This is a genomic window from Xylella taiwanensis (assembly GCF_013177435.1).
GTDB classification, from domain to species: domain Bacteria; phylum Pseudomonadota; class Gammaproteobacteria; order Xanthomonadales; family Xanthomonadaceae; genus Xylella; species Xylella taiwanensis.
In genome coordinates, this window is record NZ_CP053627.1 from 650,054 (window position 1) to 676,063 (window position 26,010).

Genomic DNA, 26,010 nt, shown 5'->3' on the forward strand with positions numbered 1-26,010 from the left:
GTGACAGCAGCAAGCGAGCGTTGATTGGCATGAAGATACGCAAGATCGCTGGACGATCATGCAATGGTGAAATCCACCTTGTTGAAAATTGCGTGGACAATGCAATACGGCGGGTGGGGACAATGGCTTTGGTCTTGACGGTGGATGAGTGTCATGACTTGCCTTTAAAAGAGGGGCGGTGGTTTTGGACGTGTGGTCTCTGCGGTGGTTTGCTGTCATTGCTGGCTTGTGTGGCGTACTGCACGTCTGAATTAACTCGGAATAAGTCCGTCTTGGCGATGCTGGTGAGCGTGCCATCATCCATGCAAGAGGCGGTATTCAGAGGTTTTGCCAGTGATGGTAGATTCCACGGTCCTGTTTTCCTAAGTGAATACTGAGCACAGCGATGACCCTCAATGTTTTCTGTCCTCATTCGGTGTACTTGATCGGTCTGCGGCGCGCGAGTAGAGGCGGTATGGTGGCCACGTCAGCATCGTTAACGCTGCTATGTCGACGATGTGTTGTCGATCATCGAGCACGTGTGCTGCAAGGTGGTGGGGAGGGATGGCAATGACCGATTGAACAGAGAGTATGTGGGGTCGATTCAGCACTTCGCTAAGGTTGCCCACCCAGGTTGAGTACGATGGGTAGTGGGATAGGTGGGGATGCTCCGAGCAAGACACCGAGAAGCATACTTTGCGTCCGAATCAGAGACATGCTTACGGTGCTTGGTCGAAGAATTCCTGAGCCTTTTGCAATGTTTGTGGGAAATTGCAGTCTTTTTTGTCTTCTACTTCCCTAATTCAAAGGTCATATTGAGTGAGACGTTTACACTGTTCTCACCCGGCGAGATCGGGGTATCTATATCGGCCTTCATGTTCATAGCGCGGGCGACCATCATCCTCACTGGGCGTGTGCCGCCGCTGCGGTTCTCGGAGAGATCAATGACCCGACGTACCTTAAGACCCAGACGGTCTGCATAGGATTTGGCTTGGGCTTGGGCTTTCTGTAACGCGGAGAAGCGTGCTTCGTCGTAGGCCGACTCAATCTGGTCGATCTCGAAGTTAGGGCCATTGAGCTGGCTGATGCCGTTAGCTGTCAAAACGTCTATGACCTTACCGAGCTTGGCAAGATCGCGCACCTTGATGTTGATGGTATTGCTGGCTTGGTAGCCGGTGAGTTTTTGACCAAGCTTTTCTTGATACACATATTGCGGGTAAAGCGAAACGCTGTTGGTTTGTACATCCTTATCGGCGATGCCAGCGGTCTTAATGCCGGCCATCACACGGCTCATTCGTTCGGCGTTCTGGCCCATTGCGGTGCTGCTGCTGGGGGCTTGGGTGAACACGCTTGCCGATAGAGTGGCGATGTCTGGAGTGCGCTTGCTCTCTCCCTCTGTGGAAATGCTCAGCAAGGTGCCGTCGCTGGGCAGGTTGCAGTTGGAAGAGGTGTGAGCATGGGCGCTGATGGCCAATCCCGTGAACAGGGACATGGCAATCAGCAGTGGTAGTAATGCAATACGCATCAATTTCTCCTTCGATGGTGAATACACCGTGAGTCAGCGTGGTGTGTCGCTAATGAATACATCGTGATCTGAGAAGGGTAACGTAGTTTGGTGCGCGCGCGGGTTATTCTTCACCGCATGCTCTATCTTGCCTCCCGCTCGCTTTGTCGTCAGCAATTACTGCAACGTCTGGACGTTCCTTTCCAAATCCTTGATCTGCACATTCCTGAGGTGCGTGGGCCGGACGAATGTCCCGAGGATTATGTGCGCCGGGTAGCACAACAAAAGGCGCAGGCGGGTTTGGCAAGGCTGGGGGATGCGTTGGCGCCGAAGGTGTTGGGTGCGGATACCGAAGTCGTGCTTGATGGCCGTGTCTTCGGCAAACCGGCCGATTTTGCTGAAGCAACCGCGATGTTGGTGGCTTTATCCGGGCGTACTCATCAGGTGATGACAGCGGTAGCGCTGGTGACACCTGGAGGTGTGTCGGCGCAGGTGTTGGTCGTTTCGGAAGTGAGCTTTGCGTCGTTGAGTCAAATACAGATCGTGCGTTACGTGGACAGTGGCGAGCCGATGGGTAAAGCCGGGGCATACGCCATTCAGGGGCGCGGCGAGTGTTTTGTAAGCCATCTGGTCGGTAGTTATTCTGGGGTGATGGGGTTGCCGCTGCAGCAAACCGCGCAATTGCTGGCGACGTTTGAGGATATTTAGATGTCAGAGGAGATACTGGTTAACGTGACTTCCAGTGAGACTCGTGTGGCAGTCATCGAAAATGGCCTGCTGCAGGAACTGCACATCGAGCGCGATGGATGCCGTGGCGTGGTTGGGAATATCTATAAAGGCAGAGTGCAGCGGGTCATGCCCGGGATGCAGGCGGCCTTCCTTGATGTGGGACTGGAACGCACCGCGTTTCTGCATGTTAACGATGTGATACGGGCGGCGCCTGCTGCTCCCAGTGTGATTGATACCGAGGAAACCACGCTACCACCGCCTTCATCCGTGATACCGATTGTTGAGTTGCTGCGCGATGGACAGGACGTGATCGTGCAGGTGCTGAAGGAGCCGATAGGTACGAAGGGTGCGCGTCTGACTACTCACATCAGCATTCCTTCGCGCTATTTAGTATTGCTGCCGCACTCTAAGGTGGTCGGGGTTTCAGTTCGGATCGAGGACGAAGCCGAGCGTGCACGGTTGAAATCAGTCGTTACTGATCTGGCGGTTCAGTATGGTTGCTACGGTTATATCGTCCGTACCAATGCCGAAGGCCAGCCGGCCGATGTGCTTGCCGAGGACCTCGCCTATTTGTCGCGAGTCTGGAGTGTGGTGGAGCGACGTGGGCGTGAATTGCCTTCGTGCAGCCTCCTCTATGAGGACCTGAGTCTTTCGTTACGTTCGGTACGTGATCTGATCCGTAAAGATGTGGAGAAGATCAAGGTGGACTCGAAGGAAGCTTTCGGCCAGTTGCAGGGATTCGTGGCGAAATATATGCCGGTGCTTGCAGAGAAACTGGAATTGTATGTTGGCGACCATCCGATCTTCGATCTTTACGGTGTTGAGGAAGAGATCAGACGTGCTTTGGATAGGCAAATCCCGCTCAAATCCGGAGGCTACCTGGTGATCGAGCAAACCGAGGCGATGACCACGGTGGATGTAAATACTGGTTCGTTTGTCGGTCAGTGCACGCTTGAAGAAACGGTGTTCCGTACTAATCTGGAGGCGGCGCAGGTGTTGGCGCGTCAACTGCGGCTGCGTAACCTGGGAGGGATTATCGTCATCGATTTTATCGACATGGAAGACCTGGAACACCGCCGCCAAGTGTTGCGTGTGTTGGAGAAAGCATTGCTGCGTGACCATGCCAAGACCACAGTGTACGATTTTTCACCACTGGGTTTGGTTGAGATGACGCGTAAGCGTACGGTCGAGAGCCTGCAGCGGCAGTTGTCTGAAACGTGCCCGGAATGCGGGGGACGTGGCACGATAAAAACGGCTGAGACGGTGACCTACGAAATATTCCGTGAGATCACCCGAGCAGTGTCCCAATTCGATGCAGTGCGGTTGTTGGTGATTGCTGCACCCAAGGTGGTGTCCAGGATGACGGATGAGGAGTCCGCCGCAGTTGCTGAGCTGGAGGGGGGGCTTGGTAAGGCGATTTGCTTTCAGGCTGATCCACAGTATTTGCAGGAACAGTATGACGTGGTGCTGTTGTGAATGACTTGGCGGGATCTGTGGTATGCGCAGTGGATGTATGGCTGTGGGTGTTCATCGCGTGTGTGGCAAGGTGCTTGCTTCACCGCAGATGGACATGATGGCTTCCCATGCGGCCGATTTTTCCAAGATTACTGTTGTCTAGGATGTCTGCTCTGTTGAGCTTTCCCCGTGTGTTCCGTTATGCGGCGTACGCTTGCGTTGGTGTATTTGTCGCAGTGGCGCTGGCGGTGGGAATATTCAGCCAGCTCCTGCCACTCGTCGAACGTCATCCACAGCAAGTGGCAGACTGGCTCAGTGCACGTACCGGTCAACCTGTGCGCTTCGATGCGCTGAGTACATGCTGGACTCAGCGCGGTCCATTGCTGCGTTTGCAGGGAGTGCGTATCGGTCCACAGGGGAAGGTGGGGATTGGGGAAGCGGAGGTGCTGGTGGCGATGTATACCGGATTGCTTCCAGGGCGTTCGCTGATCGAATTGCGTCTGCGTGGGGTGGCGCTGACTGTACATCGCGATGCTGCTGGGCGCTGGTCGGTCTATGGGTTGCCTAGCGACGTCGGCGGCGATCCGCTGGATGTATTGCGACGGCTTGGTGAGTTACAGGTGATTGGGGGTCGGCTCAGTGTCGATGCCCCATCGTTCGGATTGAGTACGACGTTGTCGCGGATCAACCTGCGTGTGCGTGTGGTCGGAGAGCGGCTACGCGCTGGTGTTCATGGTTGGTTGGATTCAGTGCGTGCGCCGGTCACAGGGGTGCTCGATTTCAATCGTGTCAGTGGGGATGGCGCTGCTTATATTGAGGCGCTGCCGACCGAGTTGGCGTCTTGGTCTCCATTGCTTACTGGTGTGATGGGAGGTATCAGCATCCGTGATGGCGATGGCCATGTGCAAGTCTGGACGCAGTTGCATCGCCACCAGGTCGAGCGGGTGACGGTGCAAGCGCATCTACAACGGATCCGATTCGAGGGTATGCATCTTGCTGGACAGACAATGGTGCCGAGTGTGTTTTGGCCGCAGCTACAGGCGCTTGCACGCTGGCAACGTCAGGGTGACGGCTGGCGCATTGTGGTGCCTCGGTTGCGGATGGGTGAATCGAAACGGCTACAGAGATTGGATGGATTGGTGATCGAGGGTGGTTCGTTTTATACGCTCAGTGCACCAGGTGTTTTGGATGCTGGAACAGTACTAGCGGTGCTGGCGCTCGGCGATTGGCTTGCGCCGGATCTGCGCACGTGGTTACAGCGTGCACGGCCACAGCTAAGTGTTGCTGGATTACACGTGCGGAGCCAGGCTGATGGCCGGCTATGGGTGGCTGGCCGCTTTGACCGGCTTGGTTTCCTGCCTGTGGACAATGCGCCTGGTCTGAGTGGAGTCCGTGGTACGTTGGAGGCCGATGCACAGGGGGGAGTGTTGACTCCGGATCCGTCTGCGTCCGTGCGTCTTGATTGGCCTTCCGGGTTTGGAGGCAGCCATGAAATCCACTTGACTGGGCGGATTGTCGGTTGGCGTCAAGGTGATGGTTGGAAAGTTGCAACGCCAGCGTTGCGAGTGCAGGCGGCCGATTACGGGGCAGATGTGCGTGGTGGGTTGTGGTTCGAAGGCCATGGCACCTTGCCGCGTATCTCAATGGCCATGCAGCTGGACGATGTCGCGGTGCCGGTGGCCAAGCGCTTCTGGGTTCGTTCCAAGATGAGCCATGAGCTGATTGGTTGGCTTAATAGTGCTCTGGTGGATGGCTTGGCCAGTGGTGGCTTTGCCATCATTGAGGGCGAATTGCAGGACTGGCCGTTTAAGAACCACAACGGTTATTTTGAGGCGGCTGGCCGTATTCATAATGGGGTGATGCGATTTCAGCGTGAGTGGCCCGCATTGGAAAAGCTCGATGCTGACGTCGCCTTTACCAGTACTGGTTTCTCGCTGCATGGAAGAAGCGAACTTGCTGGTGTGCCGGCCATCCAGTGCGAGGCAGGTATTGAGGATTTTGAGAGGGGCGATCTCTATGTACGCGCCCGCGTCCAGAGCGATGCCACCCAGCTGCTGGGGCTGTTGCGGCGCAGTCCGTTGCATCGACACTATGCTGATACTTTGGACAATGTCAGTGCCGCCGGCCCAGCGAATGTCAGTTTCGATATGCAGCTACCTTTGCGCCATAAGGAAAATGCCGACTATGGCCATTTGGGCGGTGAGGTGATGCTGGGCAATGTGCGTTTTACCGAACGGCGTTGGAACCTCACTTTTGAGAATGTGCGTGGCCCGGTGCGCTACAGCAGCAGTGGTTTCAGCACTGAGGGCTTGCATGTCCTGCATCAGGGATTGGAGGGGCGCTTAAGTTTGCGTGCGGGCGATGCGGTCGATGATCCAGCACAGGTATTCCAGGCGCGGCTGTCGGCAGCGGTCAACGTCAAGTCTCTGCTGCATCATGCCCCGCAGATGGATTGGTTGCGGCCTTATGTATATGGCACTTCGCAGTGGCGGATCGGTCTAGATCTGGCCAAGAGTGTGGCTGAGGCACACAAGGTTGCTGGTCACTTAACGCTGGATTCGGACCTGGTTGGTACTGGGTTCAACTTGCCGGCACCGTTGGACAAAGGGAGCGGCAGACTGTTGCCTACTCATGTTGATGTTGCTTTACCAATGGAGCAGGGCGATATTGCTTTGACATTGGATAAATTGGCTGCGGCGCGCGTGCGCAATCGTGGGAGTGGCATCGGTGTGCGTGTGGTCATGGGAGGTGACAGTGTGCGCGAAGCACCGCCCGAGCATGGCTTGGTTCTCATTGGACGTAGCGCTTCGCTGGATGCGATCGACTGGATCCGATTAGTGCGTGGTGGGTCTGCGGCTTCCTCTGATTTGCCGTTGCGACTGATTGACCTGCAGATCGATCGTCTGTTGCTATTGGGTGGGGTATTTCCGAATACTCGATTGCAGCTGCGTCCTGTGCATCAGGCAGTAGCGGTGACGGTGAATGGGTCGGCACTGTCTGGTCAACTGAACATTCCCGAGTCAAATGACGGTACTGTCACTGGCACTTTAGGTGTACTGCACTGGCAGGCTGCGCAGGCTCCGTGGATGAAGGGACCTGGAGCGGTGCAGCGTCCGATGGCTGATGTCGATCCAGCTTCGATCCCATCCTTGGCGTTCGAGGTGGACGATGTGAAGTTCGGCCAGACCAAGTTCGGGCGTATGGAGCTACGTACCCGGCGTCTGCCTGAGGCGATGCAGTTAGATCAATTGCAGATGAATTCCCCGAATCAGCGGCTATCGATGGTCGGCACTTGGCGGGGCAAGGGGGAGGCCGCTAGCACCCGGCTGTCGCTGCGGGTAGACAGCCGTGATCTTGGAGAGTTGGCACAAACGATCGGTTACGGAGCGCAATTGCGTGGTGGTGAGGGGGGTATTGAGCTTAATGCTGGTTGGAATGGATCACCGATTGGCTTCCACTTGCCTTCACTGAGCGGTGATTTGAAAGTGGCTGCGCGTAATGGTCAGTTACTGGAGCTCAAGCCTGGGGCTGGTCGGGTCCTTGGATTACTCAGCGTGACTCAGCTGCCACGGCGGCTGATGCTCGACTTCCGCGATTTCTTTTCTAAGGGGCTGGCGTTTAATCGGCTCGACGGTGAAGTGCACTTTGGCGATGGGCAGGCGCGCACAGATGGACTCAAGATCGAGGGCCCAGCAGTGAATATTGCGATCCGTGGTCAGGCCGATTTGGCTGCGCAGACGTTCGATCAGATCGTGGATGTGAATCCCAAAAGTGGCAACCTGTTAACCGTGGTCGGTGCGGTGGCTGGAGGTCCGGTTGGCGCGGCGGTTGGTGCGGCAGCCAACATGGTACTTAGCAAGCCATTAGGTGCGATCGGTGCCAAGACCTACCATGTGAGCGGGCCGTGGAATGATCCAAAAGTCGAGGTGCTCAACCGGGAGTCGCGTCAGCATGACAAGCCGTCTGTTAGTAAGTAGGAGAATACCGGTGGTGCTGGTTGGCAGATGTATTCTGATGATGAGGCGGGTATTTGCCGCGTTCATCTGACTCAATCGTGCTGATGCAACGCGAGTGCTTGCGTGTTTCTTGATCCGCCCCCATCCTTGGCTCATGAAAAATACCGCACTCTCTGTAGCTGAATCCCAGCTGTTGCTGCCTTCCGGTTTGGATGGCGGCCAAATTGATTCTATTTTCGGAACCTTACTCGGACCGGGCGTCGATTTTGGTGACCTGTATTTTCAGCACGCCCGACGTGAGAGTTGGAGTATAGAGGATGGTATTGTCAAGGATGGAAATCACTCGATTGAGCAGGGTGTAGGTGTGCGTGCCATTGCCGGTGAGAAGACGGGCTTTGCTTATTCCGATGACATCCACCGCGAAGCGTTGCTTGAGGCGGCATATGCAGCGCGTGCGATTTCGCGTTCACCTGGGAACGGAGTGCAAGGGACACATGCGTTGTTGCGCAGTCAGGAACGGGCGCTGTGCTTGTACCCGGCCTTGGATCCGGTAGGTGAGATGGATAACGCTGAGAAGATTGCGGTGATGCGGCGTATCGATCAGTTATTGCGTGCTGCTGATCCGCGTGTGACCCAGGTGATGGTGAATTTGTCTGGTGGTGTCGATGTGGTGTTGGTGGCGCGCAGTGATGGTGTGCTTGCTGCCGATGTGCGTCCGTTGGTGCGATTGAACGTGCAGGTGATCGTTGAAGATCATGGTCGCCGTGAATCCGGTTATGCCGGTGGTGGTGGGCGTTATGGGTATGCTGAATTGTTCGCCGATGGCCGCCCGGACGCGTTTGCACGGGAGGCGCTTCGTCAAGCGTTGGTCAATCTTGAGGCGATCCCTGCTCCCGCTGGTGTCATGCCGGTTGTGCTCGGTGCTGGCTGGCCTGGTGTGTTGTTGCACGAGGCGGTTGGTCATGGTCTGGAGGGCGATTTCAACCGTAAGGGCACCAGTGTTTATGCTGGTCGTATTGGTGAGCGCGTCGCTTCGCCTGGGGTAACGATCGTTGACGATGGTACCTTGGATGGCCGTCGTGGTTCCCTCAACATTGACGACGAAGGCACGCCCACCCAATGCACCACATTGATTGAAGATGGCGTGTTGGTCGGCTACATGCAGGACACATTGAATGCTCGGTTGATGGGTGTGGCATCGACGGGCAATGGTCGCCGTGAATCGTTTGCGCACTTGACGATGCCACGCATGACTAATACCTATATGCGTCCTGGTGCACATAGCCGCGAGGAGATGATCCGTTCGGTCAAGAAGGGCCTCTATGCAGTCAATTTCGGTGGTGGTCAAGTCGACATTACCAGCGGTAAATACGTGTTTTCGGCGACAGAAGCCTATCTGATTGAGGATGGCCGGGTGACTGCCCCGATCAAGGGGGCCACGCTGATTGGCAACGGTCCTGAGACGATGCAGCGGGTCCGCATGATTGGCGATGACTTGGCTTTGGATGCGGGGGTGGGTATCTGTGGCAAAGAGGGACAGAGTATCCCTGTCGGTGTTGGCCAACCCTCGTTACTGATTGATGCATTAACCGTGGGTGGGACCCAGGCATGAATGCGGTTAGGACGTAAGATGCTCGAAGCGCTTTTGCTGATTCTGCCGCGTGAAGTACTGTCTTTCATTGAATGCTGTTGATTGTTGTTATCGCAATCACAGCAGAGGCAGGTGTTTCAATCAATGATCGAACAGGAGAGAGGATGTGATTGAAACCAGATACAGCGGAGGTCGCTTTGAGTGAGGTTTGCTTGGCTATCTATAGCCGTTTGTTGCATGAATGCCTCTTTGGCCTTGGATGGTGTCATTTTTAAATTGCAGCTCTACATTTTGGCAGCACCGCCCTTGGTGATTCAGACTCGGTTGTGTGCTGCGGTGCAGTGAGATTTTTTTAGAGAGTATGCAAGATGTTGTTGATATTACGTTTCTGATAGTTGCCGGTGGAGCACGGCGAAAATTTTTTTATTCGGGTCGGTATGGCATTGAAACGGCAATATTTATTCAGCGACCTTTACTCTTGTGCACGAGGTCAAAAGATGGTGTGCATCGCAGTATGATTCGATCGATCATTGTGCTCCTCGATACTCATCTTCGCTGCTTTGGGTGATGATCAACGCGTGTAGTACTTGGTACAGTTCGCGGAATGCGTGTGGCGGTTTGTTCCTGGTTTGTTCGGCTTTGGTGTTGCGCAGTAATTGGCGCAGTCTGGCGCAATCTGCCTGTGGATATTCGTCTAACAGTTCAGTGAGCGCGCTGTCACCCTCTTCGAGCAGGCGTTCTCGCCAGTGTTCGATCCGATGCAGGATTGCAACCTCACGCTGTGCGTGCATGCCGCTGGCATCGAGTTGCTCGCGGATCGCATCAAGTGTTGTGGGGTCTTCACGTCGCATGTGTTTGGCGAGAAAGGCAAGCTGGCGCTTGCGCGCAATGTGTGATGTGATCCGTTTGGCTTCGGTGATGTGCGGCAGCAGTGCCTCGGGGATGGGCAGCTTGGCCAGCTGAGCCGGGGTGAGTGCTACCAGCTTCTCGGCGAGTGTTAGTACCTCCAGTGATGTGCGGCGTTGTTGGCTGCGGCTGGGACTAAGGAATTCGCCGGTTTCTTTATTACATCCACGCATCGCACCATTCTTCCGCATTTGAAAATAAACTTTATCGACCGTGTACGTATGCACGCTGACTTCAACAGGATAAGACATTGAACGCATGTTCCACAGACCTCCATAGTGTTGTTGACAGCCAGGTGCGTCTGGATGTCCTGGCGGATATTTCCCAGCGGTTGCTGGAGCGCGCCCGCGCTTGTGGCGCCACCCAGGCCGAAGTGGGGTGTAGTGAGGACCGCGGGTTGGATGTGAACGTGCGTATGGGCGAGGTGGAGACGGTTGAGTCCACGTGCGATCGCAGCATTGCGGTCACGCTTTATTTCGGCCAGCGTAAGGGCAGTGCCAGTACTGCTGATTTGCAAGAAGCAAGCTTGGATGCCACGGTCGCCCAAGCGTGCGCTATTGCTCGTTACACCGAGGATGATCCGGCGACCGGGTTGGCTGATCCAGCGCGGATGGCAACGGTATTCCCAGACCTGGACAGTTGGCACCCGTGGGCCTTGGAGGTCGGTGCTGCGCTGGATCTGGCACTCGCTTGCGAAGCAGCAGGCCGCGCCGCTGATTCGCGTATCGCCAATTCTGACGGTGCTTCAGTCAGTACTCGTTTTGCTTTGTCTGTCTATGCCAACTCGCATGGTTTTGTCGGCCGCGAGCGCGTGACTCAGCATTCGATGAGCTGCGCCTTGATCGCTGGTCAGGGCGATGGCATGCAGCGTGATGGCTGGTATACCCACGCCTTGGCGCGAGAGGATCTGGAGTCGCCGGCCGCAGTGGGACGTAAGGCGGCCGAGCGCACCGTCGCGCGGTTGCAGCCGCGTTCGCTCACCACGACTCAGTTACCAGTCTTGTTCGTTCCAGAGGTAGCACGTTCGTTGATTGGTCACCTGATCACCGCGATTTCCGGGGGGGCGTTGTATCGTGGTGCCAGTTTCCTGCTGAACAGTGTTGGGACCCGGTTGTTCCCAGAGTGGTTTGCGATTGATGAGCGCCCCCATCTGCGCCGTGGGCTTCGCTCGGCGACGTTCGATGCCGAAGGCGTAGCGACGTGCGACGCTCCTCTTGTTGCGGGCGGAGTATTGCAGCGCTATGTATTGAGCAGCTACTCGGCACGCAAACTTGGCTTGCAGACCACTGCAAATGCAGGCGGTGTGCACAATCTTCAGGTGATGGCCAATGCGACTGGTCTCGATGCCCTTGTTGTCGGATTGCCGCGTGGCTTGCTGGTGACTGAATTAATGGGCAACGGGGTGAATCCGGTGACCGGTGACTATTCGCGTGGCGCGGCTGGCTTTTGGATCGAGAATGGGGCGATTGCCTACCCGGTGGATGGTCTGACTATCGCTGGCAACCTGCGTGAGATGTTTGCTGCCATTGAGGCGGTGGGAGCCGATGTGGATCGGCGCTCAAACGTAAGCATGGGCTCGTTGCTGATTGGGCGGATGACCGTGGCTGGTAACGATTGATGTCATGTCGATGTACAGCGTTTGTCTGCGGCAAATGTGGGTCCATTGCATTGCATCGCGTAGATGAAGCAGTGATTGAGTGAGGGAGTATGGCAGCCGCTTTTGAGAGCAGGATCTGTGCTGGATGGTGCCGTGTGTTGCCACCTTCCCTGACGAGCACATGCTCGTCATCACTGATACCGGCATGGGGTTGGACGCACTGCATTGCCCTGCTCCCGCTGAAAGACTTGCTCCAGCGGGACTACGACGTGCAGATCCTCAACGCCGCATGCTGGGGGGCAGATGCGGCATGAGCGCAGCGACTTGATGTTGTACGAATGCATAGCGTTGCCCCAAGCCGGATGGGACGATCGCGCAGGATCTGGCGACTATGCGTGATGTGCAGCGAGGTTGCCCGTACTGGTGATCCGCGACCCCTACATTCTTGACTTTCCTGGGTCTACGGCATACCTGAAGGAAGGCGACTTGGAGGCAGCCATCATCGGCGAAATAGAATCCTTCTTGCTGGTCCTGCGTCGCCCGGCAGAAGCACATCCAGATCGATGATGCGGATGTCCACCTTGACTTGCTGTTTTATCGCCGTAAGTTGCGGCAGCGGTTAGTGATGGAGCTGAAGATTGTCGAGTGCCCGGCAGCGTACCAAGGTCAGATGGCGCTGTACCTGCGCTGGCTCCACAAGCACCGACACGAGCCAGAAGAAGCCGTGTCGCTGGGCATCATCTGCTGCGTCGGCAAGAAGTGCGAGTGGATCGGATTGTTGCAACTGGATACGTCGAGCATCCACGTTGCCGAGTTCCTAACAAACGTGCTGTCGTGTGCGGTACAAGGAGCAGTTTCGAAGATCACACAAGAGAAAGCATAAAACTTGGGAACTCCGATGCGACACGGTAGAACACCAGATGAAAATGAGTAAAAACAACGTGTCGCAGCAGTATCGCAGCAAAGTCAGCAGCGCCACCATCAGTAACTTGTAAGCACTTCTAGCCATGCTGGGTTGGCCGAGCGGTGTAAGGCAGTCGTCTTGAAAACGATCGAGGGCGAGTCCCCCTCCATGAGTTTGAATCTCGCATCTACCGTCATTCACCGCACTGCGCCTCGCTTGTCCTCTCGCTGTTAGGATCCCCGTAAGCTCATTCACGCTTCAATGCTGACTGATCAGCGTCTTGCGCATTGGCTCAAACACCCGAAGCATCCTGGCGTCGTTGTTGAGCGTCAGGGAATGCGAATTCAGGTCGTGGTGTCCGTCACGGAAGCGGTTGAACCTATCTAAGTCATTGATGAGGAAACGCATGATGCTGAGGTATTCACCCCCGTTGTGCCCATCGAAGCTGGGGAACTGCACATGCTCCCCGAACGGCGTTGCTTCCTTGGCAAGGTGCGCCTGATCTGCTGCGCCCATCGTCTCGAATGCTGCTTTCATACATGACCACATATCGAGCACGTCCACGATGCAGTGGATGCAGCTCTGCTGGTCAGCGTGCCCGTGGAAAACGCCCGGCATTTCCCAGCCGAGTGCCCCATAGTGCCCGCCGACAATGATGTGCTTCACCAGGGCAACGTCCGTTTCTACCTCAACCCCGGTCTTCACGATGAGCGTGGCGAGCATCATCGCAACCAGTTTCTCGTTGTCTTGCAGGTGCGGTGCACGCCCTGTGTGGTCATGTGCTCAGTCTGTCTCGCTGAACCTACGCGCCGCGTCTGTCCGTGACGGGGTGTGGTCCTCACCTTGCCGCCCTGGTCGAGGTGTTCCAGAAAGTCGCTGTCAATGGGCATTTCACATCGTTCCGTAGCCATGCCGTGATGTCGTGCATATGGCTGCAAGTCAAGCGTGGGTACGACAGGCCGTACCACGGTGCCGGCCAGTACCCTATAGGCGGTGATCGCAGCCTGTGTTGCCCCGTAGCCGACCCAGCTACGACGATGAGCACCGTGCGGCACCCGTTGCAGGCAGCGTCACGACGATGCACTTTCCCCGCGGTTGCATTGCATCTGATGAATTAAAACGTGCATCGGTATGCTGTGGTACGGCGCGGCTTCTCCGGTTCCGTATACCTACTGCATAGGGCATCAAGCCTATCCAGCTTTTCCTGCATGGGACTCCTCGGCTAGAGAGCATGGCCAGGTCTGCTGTGTTGCGTATCGAGCCGCCTGCCACGTCTCGTTCCATTCGGGCTTCCATTGTTTCCTCACTGCGTTGGCGTCTACGGCCCAATTTCCAACATTGGGTTTGCGTGCTTCGCTGGCGTGCAGTTGGCGCATGGAGACGCGCGTTGCCTGCGTAGCTATCTTCTCTGACCGCATCCCTGTGTGTGCGGCTGTCACTCATACTCACACTCGTGTGCCGTCCATTGGCTTGCCTGAGCATTCTGACTCGTCAGACTGTGACTGAAGCAAAGGATGTCATGGCCAATGGAATGCTTTGGCGCCGAGTACGGCGGGAGTCGTCTCTATGACACGCCGGGAACGCACTTTGCCCTTGATGGCTTCAAGGAATGCTTTGAAGTGTGCGGATTCCACATGGGCTTGATAAGCCGTCTGGTTGCGGTAGACCTCGACCACATACACCTTGGTCGGATTGTCCTTATCGACGGCGCAATACATCGAAAGAACGCCAGGCTCATCACGCACTGAAGCCTCGATATTCTTCCTGCCCGCTTCGAGGATCGGTTGCACGTCGCTGGGTGCGAGCACGAATTCAAAGATACGCATGATGGGTGGATTGCTCTCGGCTGCCATCGCTGTCTGGCTCGCGTTCAAGAGCATCGACATGGTCATGGCGAACACTCCTATTGTCTTGGTCAAGATGTTCATCAATCCTCTTCATTACTACGGCAAGCCTGCAATGATGTAAGCGTTGCTATGGTCGGGATGCTGCCGGATAGACCGGATTCTGGCGTACTCCGGTGAGTGTTACCAAGTGCGTTTGGGCGAGGCTGTCGAAGGTGATGCAGACCCTTCGCGGTGTGGCTGGATTGCTTTCGAGCCGGTCTATCTGACCGCCACGGGCGATGTCGTGGCCGCTGCAGGGTGCAAAAGTCGATTCAGTGTGCTCGATAGTCCCTTTCTCTATTGGTCACTTCGAACTCCGCAATGGAGTCAGCGGGTACGTGGAGATATCATTTAAAGGTCGCTATATGTCTTGGACTTTCAGGTATTTAGGCAATTCAGCGGCAAGCATGTCGATCGCCAGCCTGCAGCGCAGTGGCAGATACTGGGCGGCAGGCCAGACTACATGACACTCCAGCGTCGCGCCTGGACGATCCCCCCAAATGCCGATGAGTTCACCGCGTCGTATCCGTTCCCGGAGCAGCCAGTCGGGCAGCCAGGCAAGGCCCATTCCCTCGGCCGCGGTATCCGCAAGCACCTCGAGATCATCGAAGCGCAGCCGGGAAGTGACTTGAATGTTGACCAGGGCGCCTGTCGCGTCGGGAAGCTGCCAGACCATGCCACGGTCATGGCACCAGTAGGCGAGCAGGTCGTGGTCTGCGAGATCTGCAAGCGTGCGGGGTTCGCCCCTCGCGGCCAAGTAATCGGGTGAGGCGCACAGGATCTTACGTTGGCTCCCCAGGCGGCGCGCGCGCAGCGTCGTGCCATTGCCGAGGGGCCCGCTGCGTACTGCAAGGTCGAAACCGTCGGCAATCAGGTCAACATGACGGTCGTTGAAGTTCAGTGCGAGTTCGAGCTGGGGGTGCTGGTGCGCATAGTTGCGCAGGATTGGCGCAACACAGTACCGTCCGAACAGTACCGGCAAGGACACGTGCAGCCGACCGGCTACTTCCCGCCGACCGTGCTCAAGTATGGTTTCAGCGGTGCGCAACTCCTCGATCGCACGCACGCAGCGTTCGTAATACTGCTGGCCTTCTTCGGTGAGGGCCTGTGTCCTCGTCGTCCGTTGAAAAAGCTGGACGCCGAGCCGCACTTCCAAGCGCGCGATGGCCTTACCGACTGCCGAGCGCGTCAGTGAAAGCCGTTCACCTGCTTTGGTGAAGCCGCCGGCCTCGACGACCTCAACGAATAGCTGCACGCCATCGAACATGTCCCGCATGCTCATATCCTCACACACATCATTGTAGAAATTTAGGAAGCATTGAGTGGAAATATATCCACTATTGTTGATTAAAATTCTGCTTTATAGTGGCTGACAAGCAAACGGAACTTTGGAAAGTGCTCAGGATCTTCCTCATTTCCGCTTTCTAAAGAACGTGTACATAAGGGTGAGATAAATGTTGATTTCGATCGTATATGACAGCGGTTATGGACACACCGCACGGGTTGCTGAGGCCGTTGCGGCAGGTGTCCGGGAAATACAAAGCGCCAACGTCAGGCTCATGGCCGTTGCCGACGGACCGGTGGACTGGGAGATTCTGGAAAAGAGTGAAGCGATCGTTTTCGGTTCGCCAACCTATAACGGCCTGATCAGTGCGAAGCTCAAGCAGTTCTTCGAGGATTCCACCAAGCCAGCTTGGGTGGCGCAGAAATGGCGCAACAAGATCGCCGCTGGCTTCACCAATTCTGGAGCACAGCATGGCGATAAGCTCAACTCGCTTGTGTCGATGGTGTTGTTCGCGGCTCAGCATGGAATGATCTGGGTGGGACTCGACCTGATGCCTGGTCACAGCAGCAGTACTGGCAGCTCTGACGATCTCAACCGCATCGGAAGTTGGCTCGGTGTGATGACGCAGGCCAATAACAACGAGTCTCCGGAGATCGCGCCGCCCGCCAGCGATTTGAAGACGGCGCAGCATCTCGGCCGGCGTGTGGCGGAGACCGTGCGCCGCTTTCAGCCCGTGTGACCCGTTGTACCCCAATCCCTAATCAAGGAGTTAAAACATGAAACTGCTGTGTCTTGACGTTCCCCAGCCCGGTGCGAGTCTGGAGAAATACCAGCCGTACATGCTGGATGAAGCCCGCCACGCCTGGAAGATGTACAAGGGCGGTATCATCCGCGACATCTATTTCCGACAAGACCGCCCCGGTGTGGCCATCATTGCGGAAGCTGAGTCCGTCGATGCCGCCAGAAAGCTGCTTGCCAAGTTTCCTCTCGCCGAGGCCGGATTGATCGATTGGGAAGTGATTCCGTTGGGCCCTTTCATGGGCTGGGAAGCGCTTTTTACTGCTGGTAACGCTTGAGATCTGAGCGTGCCATGTTGGTTTCCGGCCACGTTGCAGTGGCGTGGCTGGTTGGCAACCCTGGTACGAAAATGAAGGAATACACACCATGCATGTCATGAGTTTCGCCGCTCAATCGGCTACCGGCCCGCTCGAACAGTTCGCTTTCGAACGGCGCGTGCCGAGGTCGGATGACGTCGTCATCGATATCCTCTATTGCGGTGTCTGCCACACCGATCTGCATCTTGCTCGTAACCACAGCGGCTTTACGACGTATCCGATCGTGCCTGGCCACGAGATCATCGGGCGTGTACGCGAGATCGGTGAGACAGTCACCCGCTTCAAGGCTGGCGATTTGGTCGGTGTCGGCTGCATGGTTGATTCTTGTCAGCACTGCCAGCCTTGCCTCAAAGGGTGGGAGCAGGACTGCATTGAAGGTGCGACCTTCACTTATAACAGCGCTGATCGGCAGGACGGCAGTATCACCTATGGCGGCTATTCGGATGCCATTGTCGTGCGCGATAAGTTTGTACTGTCGTTGCCTGATGGTCTCGATCCAGCCGGAGCCGCACCGTTACTCTGCGCCGGCATCACCACTTGGTCGCCGCTGCGCCGCTGGAATGTTGACAAAGACAGCAAGGTTGCCGTGGTCGGTCTCGGCGGCCTCGGGCACATGGCTTTGAAGCTGGCCAAGGCTCTTGGTGCCGACGTAACCCTGTTCACATGTTCCGCTGGTAAAGAGGAAGATGCATTGCGTCTCGGAGCTGATCATGTTGTGCTGTCGGGCGATCTGGAGCAGATGAAAGCTGTCTACGGTCGCTTTGACGTCATCATCGACACCGTTCCTTATGACCACGACGTCAATCCTTACATGCCTACCCTGGCACTGGAAGGTGTACTTGTACTCGTCGGCTATATGGGACCGCTCAGCACGCCGGTGAATGCTGGAGGTGTGGTACGTGGCCGCAGGGCCATTTCGGGGTCCTTCATCGGCGGCGTGCCTGAAACCCAGCAGATGCTCGATTTCTGTGGACAGCACGGCATCGTCTCTGACGTCGAGATCATCCCCATCCAGAAAATCAACGCAGCCTATGAGCGCATGTTGAAGAGTGACGTCAAGTATCGTTTCGTCATCGACATGGCTTCGCTTACATCATTAGGAGACTGAAACCATGACCAATCACATCAAACCCATCCTGTGCGTAGTGACCAGCCATCCGATTCGGGGCGACAGCGGCGAGCCTACAGGGTTTGCGATGGTCGAGCTCACCCATCCGCTTGAGGTCTTCGAAGCGGCGGGTATCCCGGTGGAGATCGCTTCCATCCGTGGCGGCCACCCGCCGATCGACTTTTTTGACCTTTCCGACCCAGTCAACGCCCGCTTTTGGAAGCACCAAGCGTTCCGTGATGCGCTGGCCCACTCGCTCGTTCTCGGCGATCTCGATCCGTCGCGTTACGCGGCGGTCTTCTTTGTCGGTGGTCATGGCACGATGTGGGACTTTGCCGACAGTCTGGCAGTGCAGAAGGTGATCCGTGATATCTGGGAAAGCGGAGGTATTGTTGCCGCGGTGTGTCACGGTCCTGCTGCCTTAGTGAACGCAACACTCTCCGATGGCAGTTACCTTGTCGCCGGTAAGAAGGTTGCGGCTTTCACCGACGCGGAGGAGACCGAGGTCAAGTACGCCAATGTCGTGCCTTATTTGCTGGCAAGCACGCTTAAGCAGCGCGGTGCGTTACACCAGCCCGCACCCAATTGGGCCAAAAATGTTGTGATCGATGGACGCCTCATCACCGGCCAGAATCCAGCCTCGGCGCACGGTGTTGGCCAGGGGGTCGTCGACCAGCTCAAGGTCAGGGCCTGACGACGGAGCTGAGTGGTGTCGGCGACCAGAACACGGTGTATTGCAATGTCCGCTCCGGTGTGCCGGGGCCGTTCAGAGGTGCGCGGTGTCCTCGCGTCGGTCACTTTCTGTTCCGTCAGTTCCTCAAACTAGGTGCGCTGTGTGTGGCTTGGGGTCAAGCATCGTCGCCAGAGTGAGAGGATTGCCCAGCAAGCCACCATGATCGTGGTGCTCGAACATGGCGATCATGCCGTGTGGAACGTGCCCCAGCTTGTGACGCTTGATCGTTCCGACGTTAAGATCCTGTCTGAGGATTGCAGTCAGTATTGCAGCCAGATCCGGTTGGAACAGGATGCCCGCTGGGCACAGAGCGCAAGTTCTTTAAACTAGGCGGTGCTCGGTGAGCGTGATTGTCGCGGTTTTGGCGACATCGCGATGATCGACGTGGCTGCAATGGCTGTCGGGTTCCCAGAGTGCGACCAGAACGCCCGTCTCCATGATCGTTTTCCAGGGTGCGGTGTCATTTTGGTACAGCATGGATGGGCGGGGAGGGGTAGTTCAACCTCGAATTGACAAAACCTGTACCGTCGGCAGAGGAAGAAATCGCTACATTGCGGCGCCTGTTTGCTTGATAGTGATCGCTAAGCACGATATCCATCCAAGCAAATATGTGGCTGATGTTTTACTTGTTCTGGTGGAATGCCACCGGAGGCGGGCGCTTCGATCCGAGAAACGTGTGAGGCGTGGAAAGTGCTATTGCTAAAGATATATTCAAAGTATGTGGACTGATCGTATGCATTCACTCTATATCCGCCACAGAGCGATCCGAGCTTCGAGGCTGATTGCGACGCTTTCGCCGTCATGGAGGTCAACTCTATGCGTTGGACACGGGATGAGCTCGCAAAAATCGATTGTGCTGACGATCTGAAGATCGTGTCGTTCCGCGAGGATGGCGCCGCCGCCGGAACCCTGACCTGGCTCTGGGAGGTCGCTTTCGGGCTGTTTGTAGGGCTGCTCAACAACCGCAGCGGCGATGCCTATCGCGCCCATACAAGACAAGTCACTACTTGGTTCCAATGATCGGTGAGCGGGCACGTGCCGCGACCGTTCGTATCACTCCACGTGCAGCAAAGCAAAGAGATACAGCATGATCAAACGTAAACTTGGCCAGGGACTTGAGGTGTCGGCCCTGTCTTTGGGAACAATGGGCTATGGCAAGCCCCGGGAAATCCCGGATCGGGCGGACATGATGGCCCTCATTCGGACCGCTGTCGATCACGGTATGGACTTCTTCGATACCGCCGAGGTCTACGGCCCTTGGACTAACGAAGAGATGGTGGGCGAAGCGCTCGCGCCTGTGCGCCACAAGGTGAAAATCGCGACGAAGTTTGGCTGGAATGTCGACCAGGACACTGGAGAGCGTCACAGTGGTGTCAACAGCAGGCCCGCACAGATCCGCCGTTCCATTGATGGCAGTCTGAAGCGGCTGCGCACGGATCACATTGATCTTTATTACCAGCACCGGGTCGACCCCGATGTGCCGATGGAAGACGTGGCGGGGACGGTGAAAGAGCTGATCGCCGAGGGCAAGGTGCTTTGGTTCGGCATGTCTGAGGCGAGCGCCCAGTCGATCCGCCGGGCGCACGCTGTGCAGCCGCTTGCGGCGTTGCAAAGCGAATACTCGCTGTGGACACGCGAACCCGAGGTGGACATCATTCCGACGCTGGAGGAGTTGGGTATCGGTCTGGTGCCGTACAGCCCGCTGGGCATGGGTTTCCTGACCGGCAAGATCGACGTCAACACGACGTTTGACAGTTCAGATTTTCGTTTGCAAGTGCCCCGCTTCGCCGAGGAGGCCCGAACCGCCAACCAGAAGCTGATCGATCTCATCCGTAGGATTGGGGAAACGCATGGGGCGACGCCGGCTCAGGTGGCTTTGGCCTGGTTGCTTGCGCAGAAGCCGTGGATCGTTCCGGTGTTCGGTACGCGCAAGCTCGAACGCTTCGAGGAAAACATCGGTGCGTTGCGCGTGACACTCCATCAGGCGAACCTTGATGAGATTCAGCAGGCCAACATCGTCATCCAGGGTGCTCGATCTCCAGAGACCACTCTGCGTTTCACCGGTCGGTGAGATGTCGCGCAGCCGTGTGGAATAAACAATCCTAATCTTCTCGGAGACGGCTGAACCGCACGCATAGCCTAAGTCTGATAGAGATCCTTCAATTGCAGTCAAGGCGTTTGACCATGAAGATTGTGGCGATCGAAGAACATGTCCTTCCAGGCGCAGTGAAGCGTGCCTGGATGACCATGACGGGTGCCGATGATGGAACCTTGGTGCTCAATTGAACCTTGGTGCTCAATTCCTCCCCCATCACCGATGAACGTCTCGCCGACCTCGGCGAGAAGCGGCTGACCTTGATGGACGAGACAGGTGTCGATGTGCAGGTGTTGTCGTTGACGACACCGGGATTAAACAATCTTGGGGAGCTCGGGATTCATCTGGCCCGGCACGTCAATGATCTACTGGCGGAGACCGTGCGCATCAATCCGGCGCGTTTCCAGACGCTCGCCACGTTACCTTTTGCGAATGCTGAAGCTGCCGCGAGTGAACTGCGGCGGGCAGTAGTGACACTGGGTGCCAAGGGTGCCATTTTGTATGGCCGGTTGTGCGACAAGCACTTGGACAATGCGCTGTTCGAGGCGACTTTTGCTTGTGCCGCCGATCTCAATGTTCCGTTGTTGATCCATCCGCAGATTCCGCCGGCGTCGGTACGCGATGCCTACTACACAGGTTTTTCTGCACCGGTCGATCTTGCTTTTTCGACCTTCGGTCTGGGCTGGCACTACGAGGCCGGTATTGAGTTCGTCCGGATGGTGCTGGGCGGTGTCTTCGATCGCTACCCTAATCTACAGGTCATCTTGGGGCACTGGGGCGAGGTAGTCCTTGCTGGATCGGGTATCCAAACGGCGCAAGCCTTTGTTTGAATATGTCCGCAACAACCTCTATCTGACAGCTAGCGGTATGTTCAGCACGGACTATCTACAGCGTGCGGTCAACGTTGTTGGGCAGGATTGTATGCTCTTATCGATTGATGATCCCTATCAGTACCGGCCAGGAGGCGATGCGAAGCGCTTTGTGGATGAACGGGCATTTGATGGGGGTTTGCCTATCAGAACGGGGAGAGGTTGTGTGCCGGGGTGGCACGGCATGAGGCGGATTAAACAACACAAATGACCTCAAACCGAAGTCTTTGGTGTCCCTATGTTTAGTGTTTCGTACCTTCAGCGTAGGGCGGCGATGTCACTGAAATAAGGGGAATTGGGATGTGGAATGCCGGCAGCGGCGCTTACGTTATTTTCTGGCGGTTGCCGAAGCACTTTATTTTGTGCGTGCGGCAGGGTGCTTGCATTCGCTGTCGCGTGTCATCAAGGATCTGGAATAAGAAGTGGTGTGGTGCTGTTCGCGCGTACCACGCACTCCACTGGGTTGACCCGTGTCAGTAAGTTGTTTCTGGAGCATGTGCCGTGTGTCTGCATGGCTTTACAGCACAGCAGGCTCGCGATAAGTATGAAGGCCGCCACCCATGGGTTTAACGGCCAGTTGTGCTCCGGTCCGATGGCATCACACCGTCACACTTGTTGGCCTTGCTAGCGTTCTGTCGGCAGGAACCGGAGGTTGAAATTCGCTTTTTCGAGGTGCTGTTGTTGCAGCAGATCAAGGGACTGTATGACGAGCTGTACGATGCAGGGTTCGTCCAATTCAACAACGTCGGCTGGTATGGTTGCTGAGCCGGTATGGAGCGCTCCTGTGATGGCAGCCGTGCCGGTGCGACATCCTTATGTTGTCCTGAAAATGCATTCCTCTGGAGCAGATCAACAACCAGGTCACCCAGTTCCAGAACGAAGTGCAGATGCTGATGCACCAGGCGTGCACTCTGAGGGATCTCCACGGCAACATCGTCAATCGTTTGTCATGACCGAACCGAACATCTGACGGTATAAGCGCAGGGTGCTGGCCTATGACGTGCAGAGCATGGATGCTACGTCCGCTGTGTTTGCATTCGCGGGCAATATGCTGCCACCGTCAACGGTGATCGCATGGGGCAGGTTGCCGGTCAACGCTGACAGAACATCTTGAATGGCCGATAGCAGGCGCAGGTGTCTTAGCACTTGAGGCGAGACGCAAGCGTGTTGGTCGATGTCGTGAGTCAGAGCCAGTTGGCGAGCGGCGTGCCATCCAGAAGAATTCAAGACTACGGCGGTATCGGAAGCGCTTGCTGAGAAGTAGTGAGGCTATCTGGTTGCTACGTAAATAGTGGAACGGGGGAGATATCTCTGCGTTCCACTTGGTGTGTTACCAAAGTTGGGTGCAGGACAAGAGCGAGAATGACGAGATGATTGGGACGGTTGCGGCTTCTAGCGGACCAGCATTGCAACTGGGGATGTTGTCTAAGGGGTAGGGTGGTTGTTTGTGGAGTGATTTACGCTGTGAAATTCATTGAGCCGCCATCGTGTGGTTGTGCATTCAGCGTGAGTACATGCCGCTGAAATCGGTGTTGCGCAGTGAAATCGGATGGCTGAATCATCGGTGATCGGCGTGGCTGGGTTTTATGGTGGTGCTGCTTACGTATAACGTGCTGGCCATATTCAAGTGTCTGATCAAACCGGCACACCGCCATAGGCATTTCAATGTGTGGTACCAGTGACGATGGGATGATGGTACGGAGGTGGTTGCTCTGCTATCTGCTTGCGGTGCAAGGTGATCTGTGGCGACTGCTGTTGAATAGGCTTGCCTTTGGCCATCTGAGTCAGTCTAGGCAGGGGGATCTGTACGCTGGTATTGCCTAATCTCATGTCGCCATTGCGAGTTGGGATCGTACAGAGCAGGAATTAAAAACGTTACCAGGGTGGGGTGTTTAGTAGCCGGTCGCGTCTCGTATCTAGACTTTCTTGCTCGGGCGTTGCCAGCCAGCCAGGGTGATTTGAGGTGTGCGTGCCACAGTCAGCTGATGGGCTGGTGCATCACGGGTCAGTACCGTACCGGCACCGAGCGTAGCGCCAGCTCCTACGCTGACGGGAGCGATCAGTGCTGAATGTGAGCCAATGAAGGCGCCATCACCGATCAGTGTGATCGATTTATTGACGCCGTCGTAGTTGCAGGTAATTGTGCCGGCGCCGATGTTCACCTTGGCGCCGATCTGTGCGTCGCCTAAATAGGTCAGGTGATTGGCTTTGGTGTTGGTACCTAGGGATGTGTTTTTTGTCTCAACAAAGTTACCGATGTGCACGCCGTCGGCTAGCACTGTTCCCTGGCGTAGGCGCGCAAATGGGCCGATCAGTGCTGCGCCTTCTGTGATGACGCCTTCCAGATCGCAGTGCGCGCGTATTTCGGTACCAGGTCCAAGTTTCACGTTCTTCAGCCGCACGAATGGGCCAATGACGACGTCATCGCCAAGCTCGATTTCGCCTTCCAGCACCACGTCAACATCAATGTGCACATTGTGCCCGATCCGTATTTGGCCCCGCTGGTCCAGCCGTGCTGGATCGGCCACACGTGTGCCTTGTAGGCACAATGCACGTGCTGCGTACGTTTGCCAGGTGCGTTCCAGTTGCGTTAGCTGCCAGGGATCATTGACACCTGCCACTTCTTGTGGATCGGTCACCACGATCATGTTGGCTGGTGTGAGTTCGGCTGTGGCGCTGGCAAAGATGTCGGGCAGGTAGTACTCCCTCTGCGCATTGGTATTCGATAGTTTGCCTAGCCAGAGGCGCAGCGCTGTTGATTCAGCACAGAGGATGCCAGTGTTAACAGTATGGATACGGCGTTGTTCCTCGTTGGCGTCTTTGTCTTCAATGATGGCTGCGACTTTGCCTTCGCTATTGCGTACGATGTGGCCGTAACCGGCCGGGTTTGCTAGTTCTGTCACCAGTACGGCTATCGGTGTAGATGCTCTTGGCAAGTGTTTCAGGGTTTCGGCACGAATCAACGGTACGTCGCCATACAGGACTAATACGTGTGCTGCATTCGGGATAGCCGGCATCGCTTGTTGTACTGCGTGCCCAGTGCCCAGCTGCTGAGTCTGTTCGACCCAGTGCAGGTCGATCTGATCTGCAAATGCCGTGCGTACTTGGTCACCAGCATGGCCGTAGACCACGTGGATAGCGTCTGGAGCGAGTGCACGTGCAGTCGTGATCACATGCGCGAGCATTGGTTTTCCGCCGATTGGATGCAGCACTTTGGGCTGTGCCGATTTCATCCGCTTACCCTCACCGGCGGCGAGGATCACGATGTGTAGGGGTAAGGACAGGGGCATGGGTAGCGTCCGGTTTCAGTGAAATTTGCATTCTAGGCACTCCAGCCATGACTGGGAGGAGTGCTGCTTATGGTGCGTCATTCTTAGTAAAACGTACCGGTGATCCTATTTCAGCAGAGGTAACACATGTGTTGGTGGTGGTGTTCTTGGAATGGTGTTGCTGAGTGCGTTTTGGTGAGTTGGCTGGATCTCATTGCATCTGAGCAGCACTTTTGTTGATCTCGTTCATCCAGCAGATGTTTGGTTTGTAGGAGGACTAGTTCCACGTGTTGGAGGCACCACTCACAGCACATCTGTGGTTGCGTTCATACTCGTCGTCCACGGACTGACCACTAGGTCGTGTTGCATGATCGGATTCAGTGGCAGAAATCGCCGAAACTGCGTATCAAGGCAACACGATGGATATTGTCCAGATGCCATTGTTGCGCATATGTCTCGGTTGCACGGGCAATTTCAGATGGACAGTTGCTCTGCTCACGTAGCGGTACACTCTGTGCGAGTGCGTCGAGCAGCTCGATTTGCAGGTGATCTAAGCGATCACGCAGGGTGATGAGATTCGGACGTGTCCGATTTGGAGCCTTGTCGCGTAATTGCCAGAGATTCAGCAGTTGATATTGCACCAGTTTATTGGCCTCAATCTGTGCGGAGAAGAAGCGCGCAGCCAAATCTGGGTCCAATCTGTGCTGTGGTGCTTGGTCGCGTACACTTTGTAACACCGCTGCCTCGCGTGAGGCATCAAGCACTGGTTTACCGCTGTCCCATTTGCTTAGTGCGACTTCGTCGCCGATCGCGTTGCGTGTGGCCACTGTTCCCAGCAACGTCGTCAATGCAGTGGGGACACTGCGTGCTTGGCCCGCATACCCGAAAAGGCTCAGGCTAATAATGAATGCAGCAAGATGTATGTTGCGGCGCAACAGGGAAGACAATGACATGGGTTTTCTCTAGCAGATGGATGAGGGAACGGTGTGGCTCAACTTGGCAGCGCCCTATGTTGCCGATGTCACATGA

At 56.1% G+C, this 26,010-nt stretch carries 22 protein-coding genes and 1 tRNA gene; 16 read left to right on the forward strand and 7 right to left on the reverse strand.

Translation table 11 applies throughout. From position 1 onward, the window contains the following. Window positions 1–769: 769 nt before the first annotated feature. Window positions 770–1,504 carry an SIMPL domain-containing protein gene (locus PLS229_RS02660; RefSeq protein WP_038270905.1) on the reverse strand — a complete coding sequence of 245 codons (735 nt, stop codon included), beginning with the start codon at window positions 1,502–1,504 and terminating at the stop codon, window positions 770–772. Window positions 1,505–1,621: 117 nt separating this feature from the next. Here PLS229_RS02660 and PLS229_RS02665 point away from each other — a divergent pair, with 117 nt between their 5' ends. From PLS229_RS02665 to tldD, 4 genes are all read left to right on the forward strand, one after another. Further along, window positions 1,622–2,191, forward strand: a complete 570-nt coding sequence (locus PLS229_RS02665) for a Maf-like protein (RefSeq protein WP_038271007.1) — start codon at window positions 1,622–1,624, stop codon at window positions 2,189–2,191. Next, window positions 2,192–3,688, forward strand: coding sequence for a ribonuclease G (rng, locus tag PLS229_RS02670; protein WP_038270906.1), 1,497 nt, complete (start codon window positions 2,192–2,194; stop codon window positions 3,686–3,688). Between the two features lie 107 nt (window positions 3,689–3,795). After that, on the forward strand, window positions 3,796–7,644 hold the full coding sequence (locus PLS229_RS02675) for a YhdP family protein (RefSeq protein WP_051482291.1): 3,849 nt from the start codon (window positions 3,796–3,798) through the stop codon (window positions 7,642–7,644). Window positions 7,645–7,777: 133 nt separating this feature from the next. Then, complete coding sequence (tldD, locus tag PLS229_RS02680; RefSeq protein ID WP_038270908.1) at window positions 7,778–9,235, forward strand: metalloprotease TldD; 1,458 nt, start codon at window positions 7,778–7,780, stop codon at window positions 9,233–9,235. A 506-nt stretch (window positions 9,236–9,741) separates the two neighbouring features. Here tldD and yjgA read toward each other — a convergent pair. After that, window positions 9,742–10,293 carry a ribosome biogenesis factor YjgA gene (gene yjgA, locus PLS229_RS02685; protein WP_038271008.1) on the reverse strand — a complete coding sequence of 184 codons (552 nt, stop codon included), beginning with the start codon at window positions 10,291–10,293 and terminating at the stop codon, window positions 9,742–9,744. 77 nt (window positions 10,294–10,370) lie between these two features. On the opposite strand from yjgA, the gene pmbA reads away from it, so the two are divergent. From pmbA to PLS229_RS02700, 4 genes are all read left to right on the forward strand, one after another. Beyond that, on the forward strand, window positions 10,371–11,738 hold the full coding sequence (pmbA, locus tag PLS229_RS02690) for a metalloprotease PmbA (protein ID WP_038270909.1): 1,368 nt from the start codon (window positions 10,371–10,373) through the stop codon (window positions 11,736–11,738). Between the two features lie 390 nt (window positions 11,739–12,128). Next, a complete protein-coding gene (locus PLS229_RS12540; protein WP_230428166.1) occupies window positions 12,129–12,284 on the forward strand; it encodes a DUF1016 domain-containing protein in 156 nt (51 codons plus the stop codon). A 19-nt stretch (window positions 12,285–12,303) separates the two neighbouring features. Beyond that, window positions 12,304–12,600: a PDDEXK nuclease domain-containing protein gene (locus tag PLS229_RS12545; RefSeq protein WP_051482292.1), complete on the forward strand. Its 297-nt coding sequence runs from the start codon at window positions 12,304–12,306 to the stop codon at window positions 12,598–12,600. 128 nt (window positions 12,601–12,728) lie between these two features. After that, window positions 12,729–12,814: transfer RNA gene (locus PLS229_RS02700), tRNA-Ser, on the forward strand. A 65-nt stretch (window positions 12,815–12,879) separates the two neighbouring features. Here PLS229_RS02700 and PLS229_RS02705 read toward each other — a convergent pair. From PLS229_RS02705 to PLS229_RS02715, 3 genes are all read right to left on the reverse strand, one after another. After that, the gene (locus PLS229_RS02705; protein ID WP_038270910.1) at window positions 12,880–13,347 is read right to left on the reverse strand and encodes a YfbU family protein; all 468 of its coding nucleotides are present in this window, start codon (window positions 13,345–13,347) and stop codon (window positions 12,880–12,882) included. Window positions 13,348–14,138: 791 nt separating this feature from the next. Then, complete coding sequence (locus PLS229_RS02710) at window positions 14,139–14,549, reverse strand: putative quinol monooxygenase (protein WP_201745835.1); 411 nt, start codon at window positions 14,547–14,549, stop codon at window positions 14,139–14,141. Between the two features lie 319 nt (window positions 14,550–14,868). Continuing rightward, the gene (locus PLS229_RS02715; protein WP_038271010.1) at window positions 14,869–15,783 is read right to left on the reverse strand and encodes a LysR family transcriptional regulator; all 915 of its coding nucleotides are present in this window, start codon (window positions 15,781–15,783) and stop codon (window positions 14,869–14,871) included. A gap of 178 nt (window positions 15,784–15,961) precedes the next feature. Between PLS229_RS02715 and PLS229_RS02720 the strand changes: the two genes are divergently transcribed. The 8 genes from PLS229_RS02720 to PLS229_RS12665 all read left to right on the forward strand — a co-directional run bounded on the left by PLS229_RS02720 (window position 15,962) and on the right by PLS229_RS12665 (window position 22,477). Then, window positions 15,962–16,531 carry a flavodoxin family protein gene (locus PLS229_RS02720; protein ID WP_038270913.1) on the forward strand — a complete coding sequence of 190 codons (570 nt, stop codon included), beginning with the start codon at window positions 15,962–15,964 and terminating at the stop codon, window positions 16,529–16,531. Between the two features lie 37 nt (window positions 16,532–16,568). After that, window positions 16,569–16,868, forward strand: coding sequence for a YciI family protein (locus PLS229_RS02725; protein ID WP_038270915.1), 300 nt, complete (start codon window positions 16,569–16,571; stop codon window positions 16,866–16,868). Window positions 16,869–16,956: 88 nt separating this feature from the next. After that, complete coding sequence (locus PLS229_RS02730) at window positions 16,957–18,015, forward strand: NAD(P)-dependent alcohol dehydrogenase (protein WP_038270917.1); 1,059 nt, start codon at window positions 16,957–16,959, stop codon at window positions 18,013–18,015. A 4-nt stretch (window positions 18,016–18,019) separates the two neighbouring features. Continuing rightward, on the forward strand, window positions 18,020–18,709 hold the full coding sequence (locus PLS229_RS02735) for a type 1 glutamine amidotransferase domain-containing protein (protein ID WP_038270918.1): 690 nt from the start codon (window positions 18,020–18,022) through the stop codon (window positions 18,707–18,709). A gap of 855 nt (window positions 18,710–19,564) precedes the next feature. Continuing rightward, on the forward strand, window positions 19,565–19,768 hold the full coding sequence (locus PLS229_RS02740) for a hypothetical protein (protein WP_051482293.1): 204 nt from the start codon (window positions 19,565–19,567) through the stop codon (window positions 19,766–19,768). Window positions 19,769–19,835: 67 nt separating this feature from the next. After that, window positions 19,836–20,819 carry an aldo/keto reductase gene (locus PLS229_RS02745; protein WP_038270920.1) on the forward strand — a complete coding sequence of 328 codons (984 nt, stop codon included), beginning with the start codon at window positions 19,836–19,838 and terminating at the stop codon, window positions 20,817–20,819. Window positions 20,820–21,040: 221 nt separating this feature from the next. Further along, the gene (locus PLS229_RS11890; RefSeq protein WP_200866193.1) at window positions 21,041–21,673 is read left to right on the forward strand and encodes an amidohydrolase family protein; all 633 of its coding nucleotides are present in this window, start codon (window positions 21,041–21,043) and stop codon (window positions 21,671–21,673) included. Window positions 21,674–22,324: 651 nt separating this feature from the next. Further along, complete coding sequence (locus tag PLS229_RS12665; protein WP_216651945.1) at window positions 22,325–22,477, forward strand: hypothetical protein; 153 nt, start codon at window positions 22,325–22,327, stop codon at window positions 22,475–22,477. A 1,151-nt stretch (window positions 22,478–23,628) separates the two neighbouring features. On the opposite strand, the gene glmU is transcribed toward PLS229_RS12665, so the two are convergent. After that, entirely contained in the window at window positions 23,629–24,996 is a 1,368-nt protein-coding gene (glmU, locus tag PLS229_RS02760; RefSeq protein ID WP_038271011.1) for a bifunctional UDP-N-acetylglucosamine diphosphorylase/glucosamine-1-phosphate N-acetyltransferase GlmU, read from the reverse strand. A 362-nt stretch (window positions 24,997–25,358) separates the two neighbouring features. Next, window positions 25,359–25,934: a chorismate mutase gene (locus PLS229_RS02765; protein WP_038270923.1), complete on the reverse strand. Its 576-nt coding sequence runs from the start codon at window positions 25,932–25,934 to the stop codon at window positions 25,359–25,361. Between the last annotated feature and the right edge of the window lie 76 nt (window positions 25,935–26,010).

Bases quoted from the DNA above. Each gene is read 5' to 3' on its own strand.
- PLS229_RS02730 (WP_038270917.1), top strand. From the start codon at position 16,957: ATGCATGTCATGAGTTTCGCCGCTCAATCGGCTACCGGCCCGCTCGAA.
- PLS229_RS02660 (WP_038270905.1), bottom strand. From the start codon at position 1,504: ATGCGTATTGCATTACTACCACTGCTGATTGCCATGTCCCTGTTCACG.
- PLS229_RS02665 (WP_038271007.1), top strand. From the start codon at position 1,622: ATGCTCTATCTTGCCTCCCGCTCGCTTTGTCGTCAGCAATTACTGCAA.
- PLS229_RS02735 (WP_038270918.1), top strand. From the start codon at position 18,020: ATGACCAATCACATCAAACCCATCCTGTGCGTAGTGACCAGCCATCCG.
- tldD (WP_038270908.1), top strand. From the start codon at position 7,778: ATGAAAAATACCGCACTCTCTGTAGCTGAATCCCAGCTGTTGCTGCCT.
- PLS229_RS02715 (WP_038271010.1), bottom strand. From the start codon at position 15,783: ATGCGGGACATGTTCGATGGCGTGCAGCTATTCGTTGAGGTCGTCGAG.
- PLS229_RS02720 (WP_038270913.1), top strand. From the start codon at position 15,962: ATGTTGATTTCGATCGTATATGACAGCGGTTATGGACACACCGCACGG.
- PLS229_RS02675 (WP_051482291.1), top strand. From the start codon at position 3,796: ATGCGGCCGATTTTTCCAAGATTACTGTTGTCTAGGATGTCTGCTCTG.
- PLS229_RS02710 (WP_201745835.1), bottom strand. From the start codon at position 14,549: ATGAACATCTTGACCAAGACAATAGGAGTGTTCGCCATGACCATGTCG.
- PLS229_RS02745 (WP_038270920.1), top strand. From the start codon at position 19,836: ATGATCAAACGTAAACTTGGCCAGGGACTTGAGGTGTCGGCCCTGTCT.
- yjgA (WP_038271008.1), bottom strand. From the start codon at position 10,293: ATGCGTGGATGTAATAAAGAAACCGGCGAATTCCTTAGTCCCAGCCGC.
- PLS229_RS02740 (WP_051482293.1), top strand. From the start codon at position 19,565: ATGCGTTGGACACGGGATGAGCTCGCAAAAATCGATTGTGCTGACGAT.
- rng (WP_038270906.1), top strand. From the start codon at position 2,192: ATGTCAGAGGAGATACTGGTTAACGTGACTTCCAGTGAGACTCGTGTG.
- PLS229_RS02705 (WP_038270910.1), bottom strand. From the start codon at position 13,347: ATGATGCTCGCCACGCTCATCGTGAAGACCGGGGTTGAGGTAGAAACG.
- PLS229_RS02725 (WP_038270915.1), top strand. From the start codon at position 16,569: ATGAAACTGCTGTGTCTTGACGTTCCCCAGCCCGGTGCGAGTCTGGAG.
- PLS229_RS02765 (WP_038270923.1), bottom strand. From the start codon at position 25,934: ATGTCATTGTCTTCCCTGTTGCGCCGCAACATACATCTTGCTGCATTC.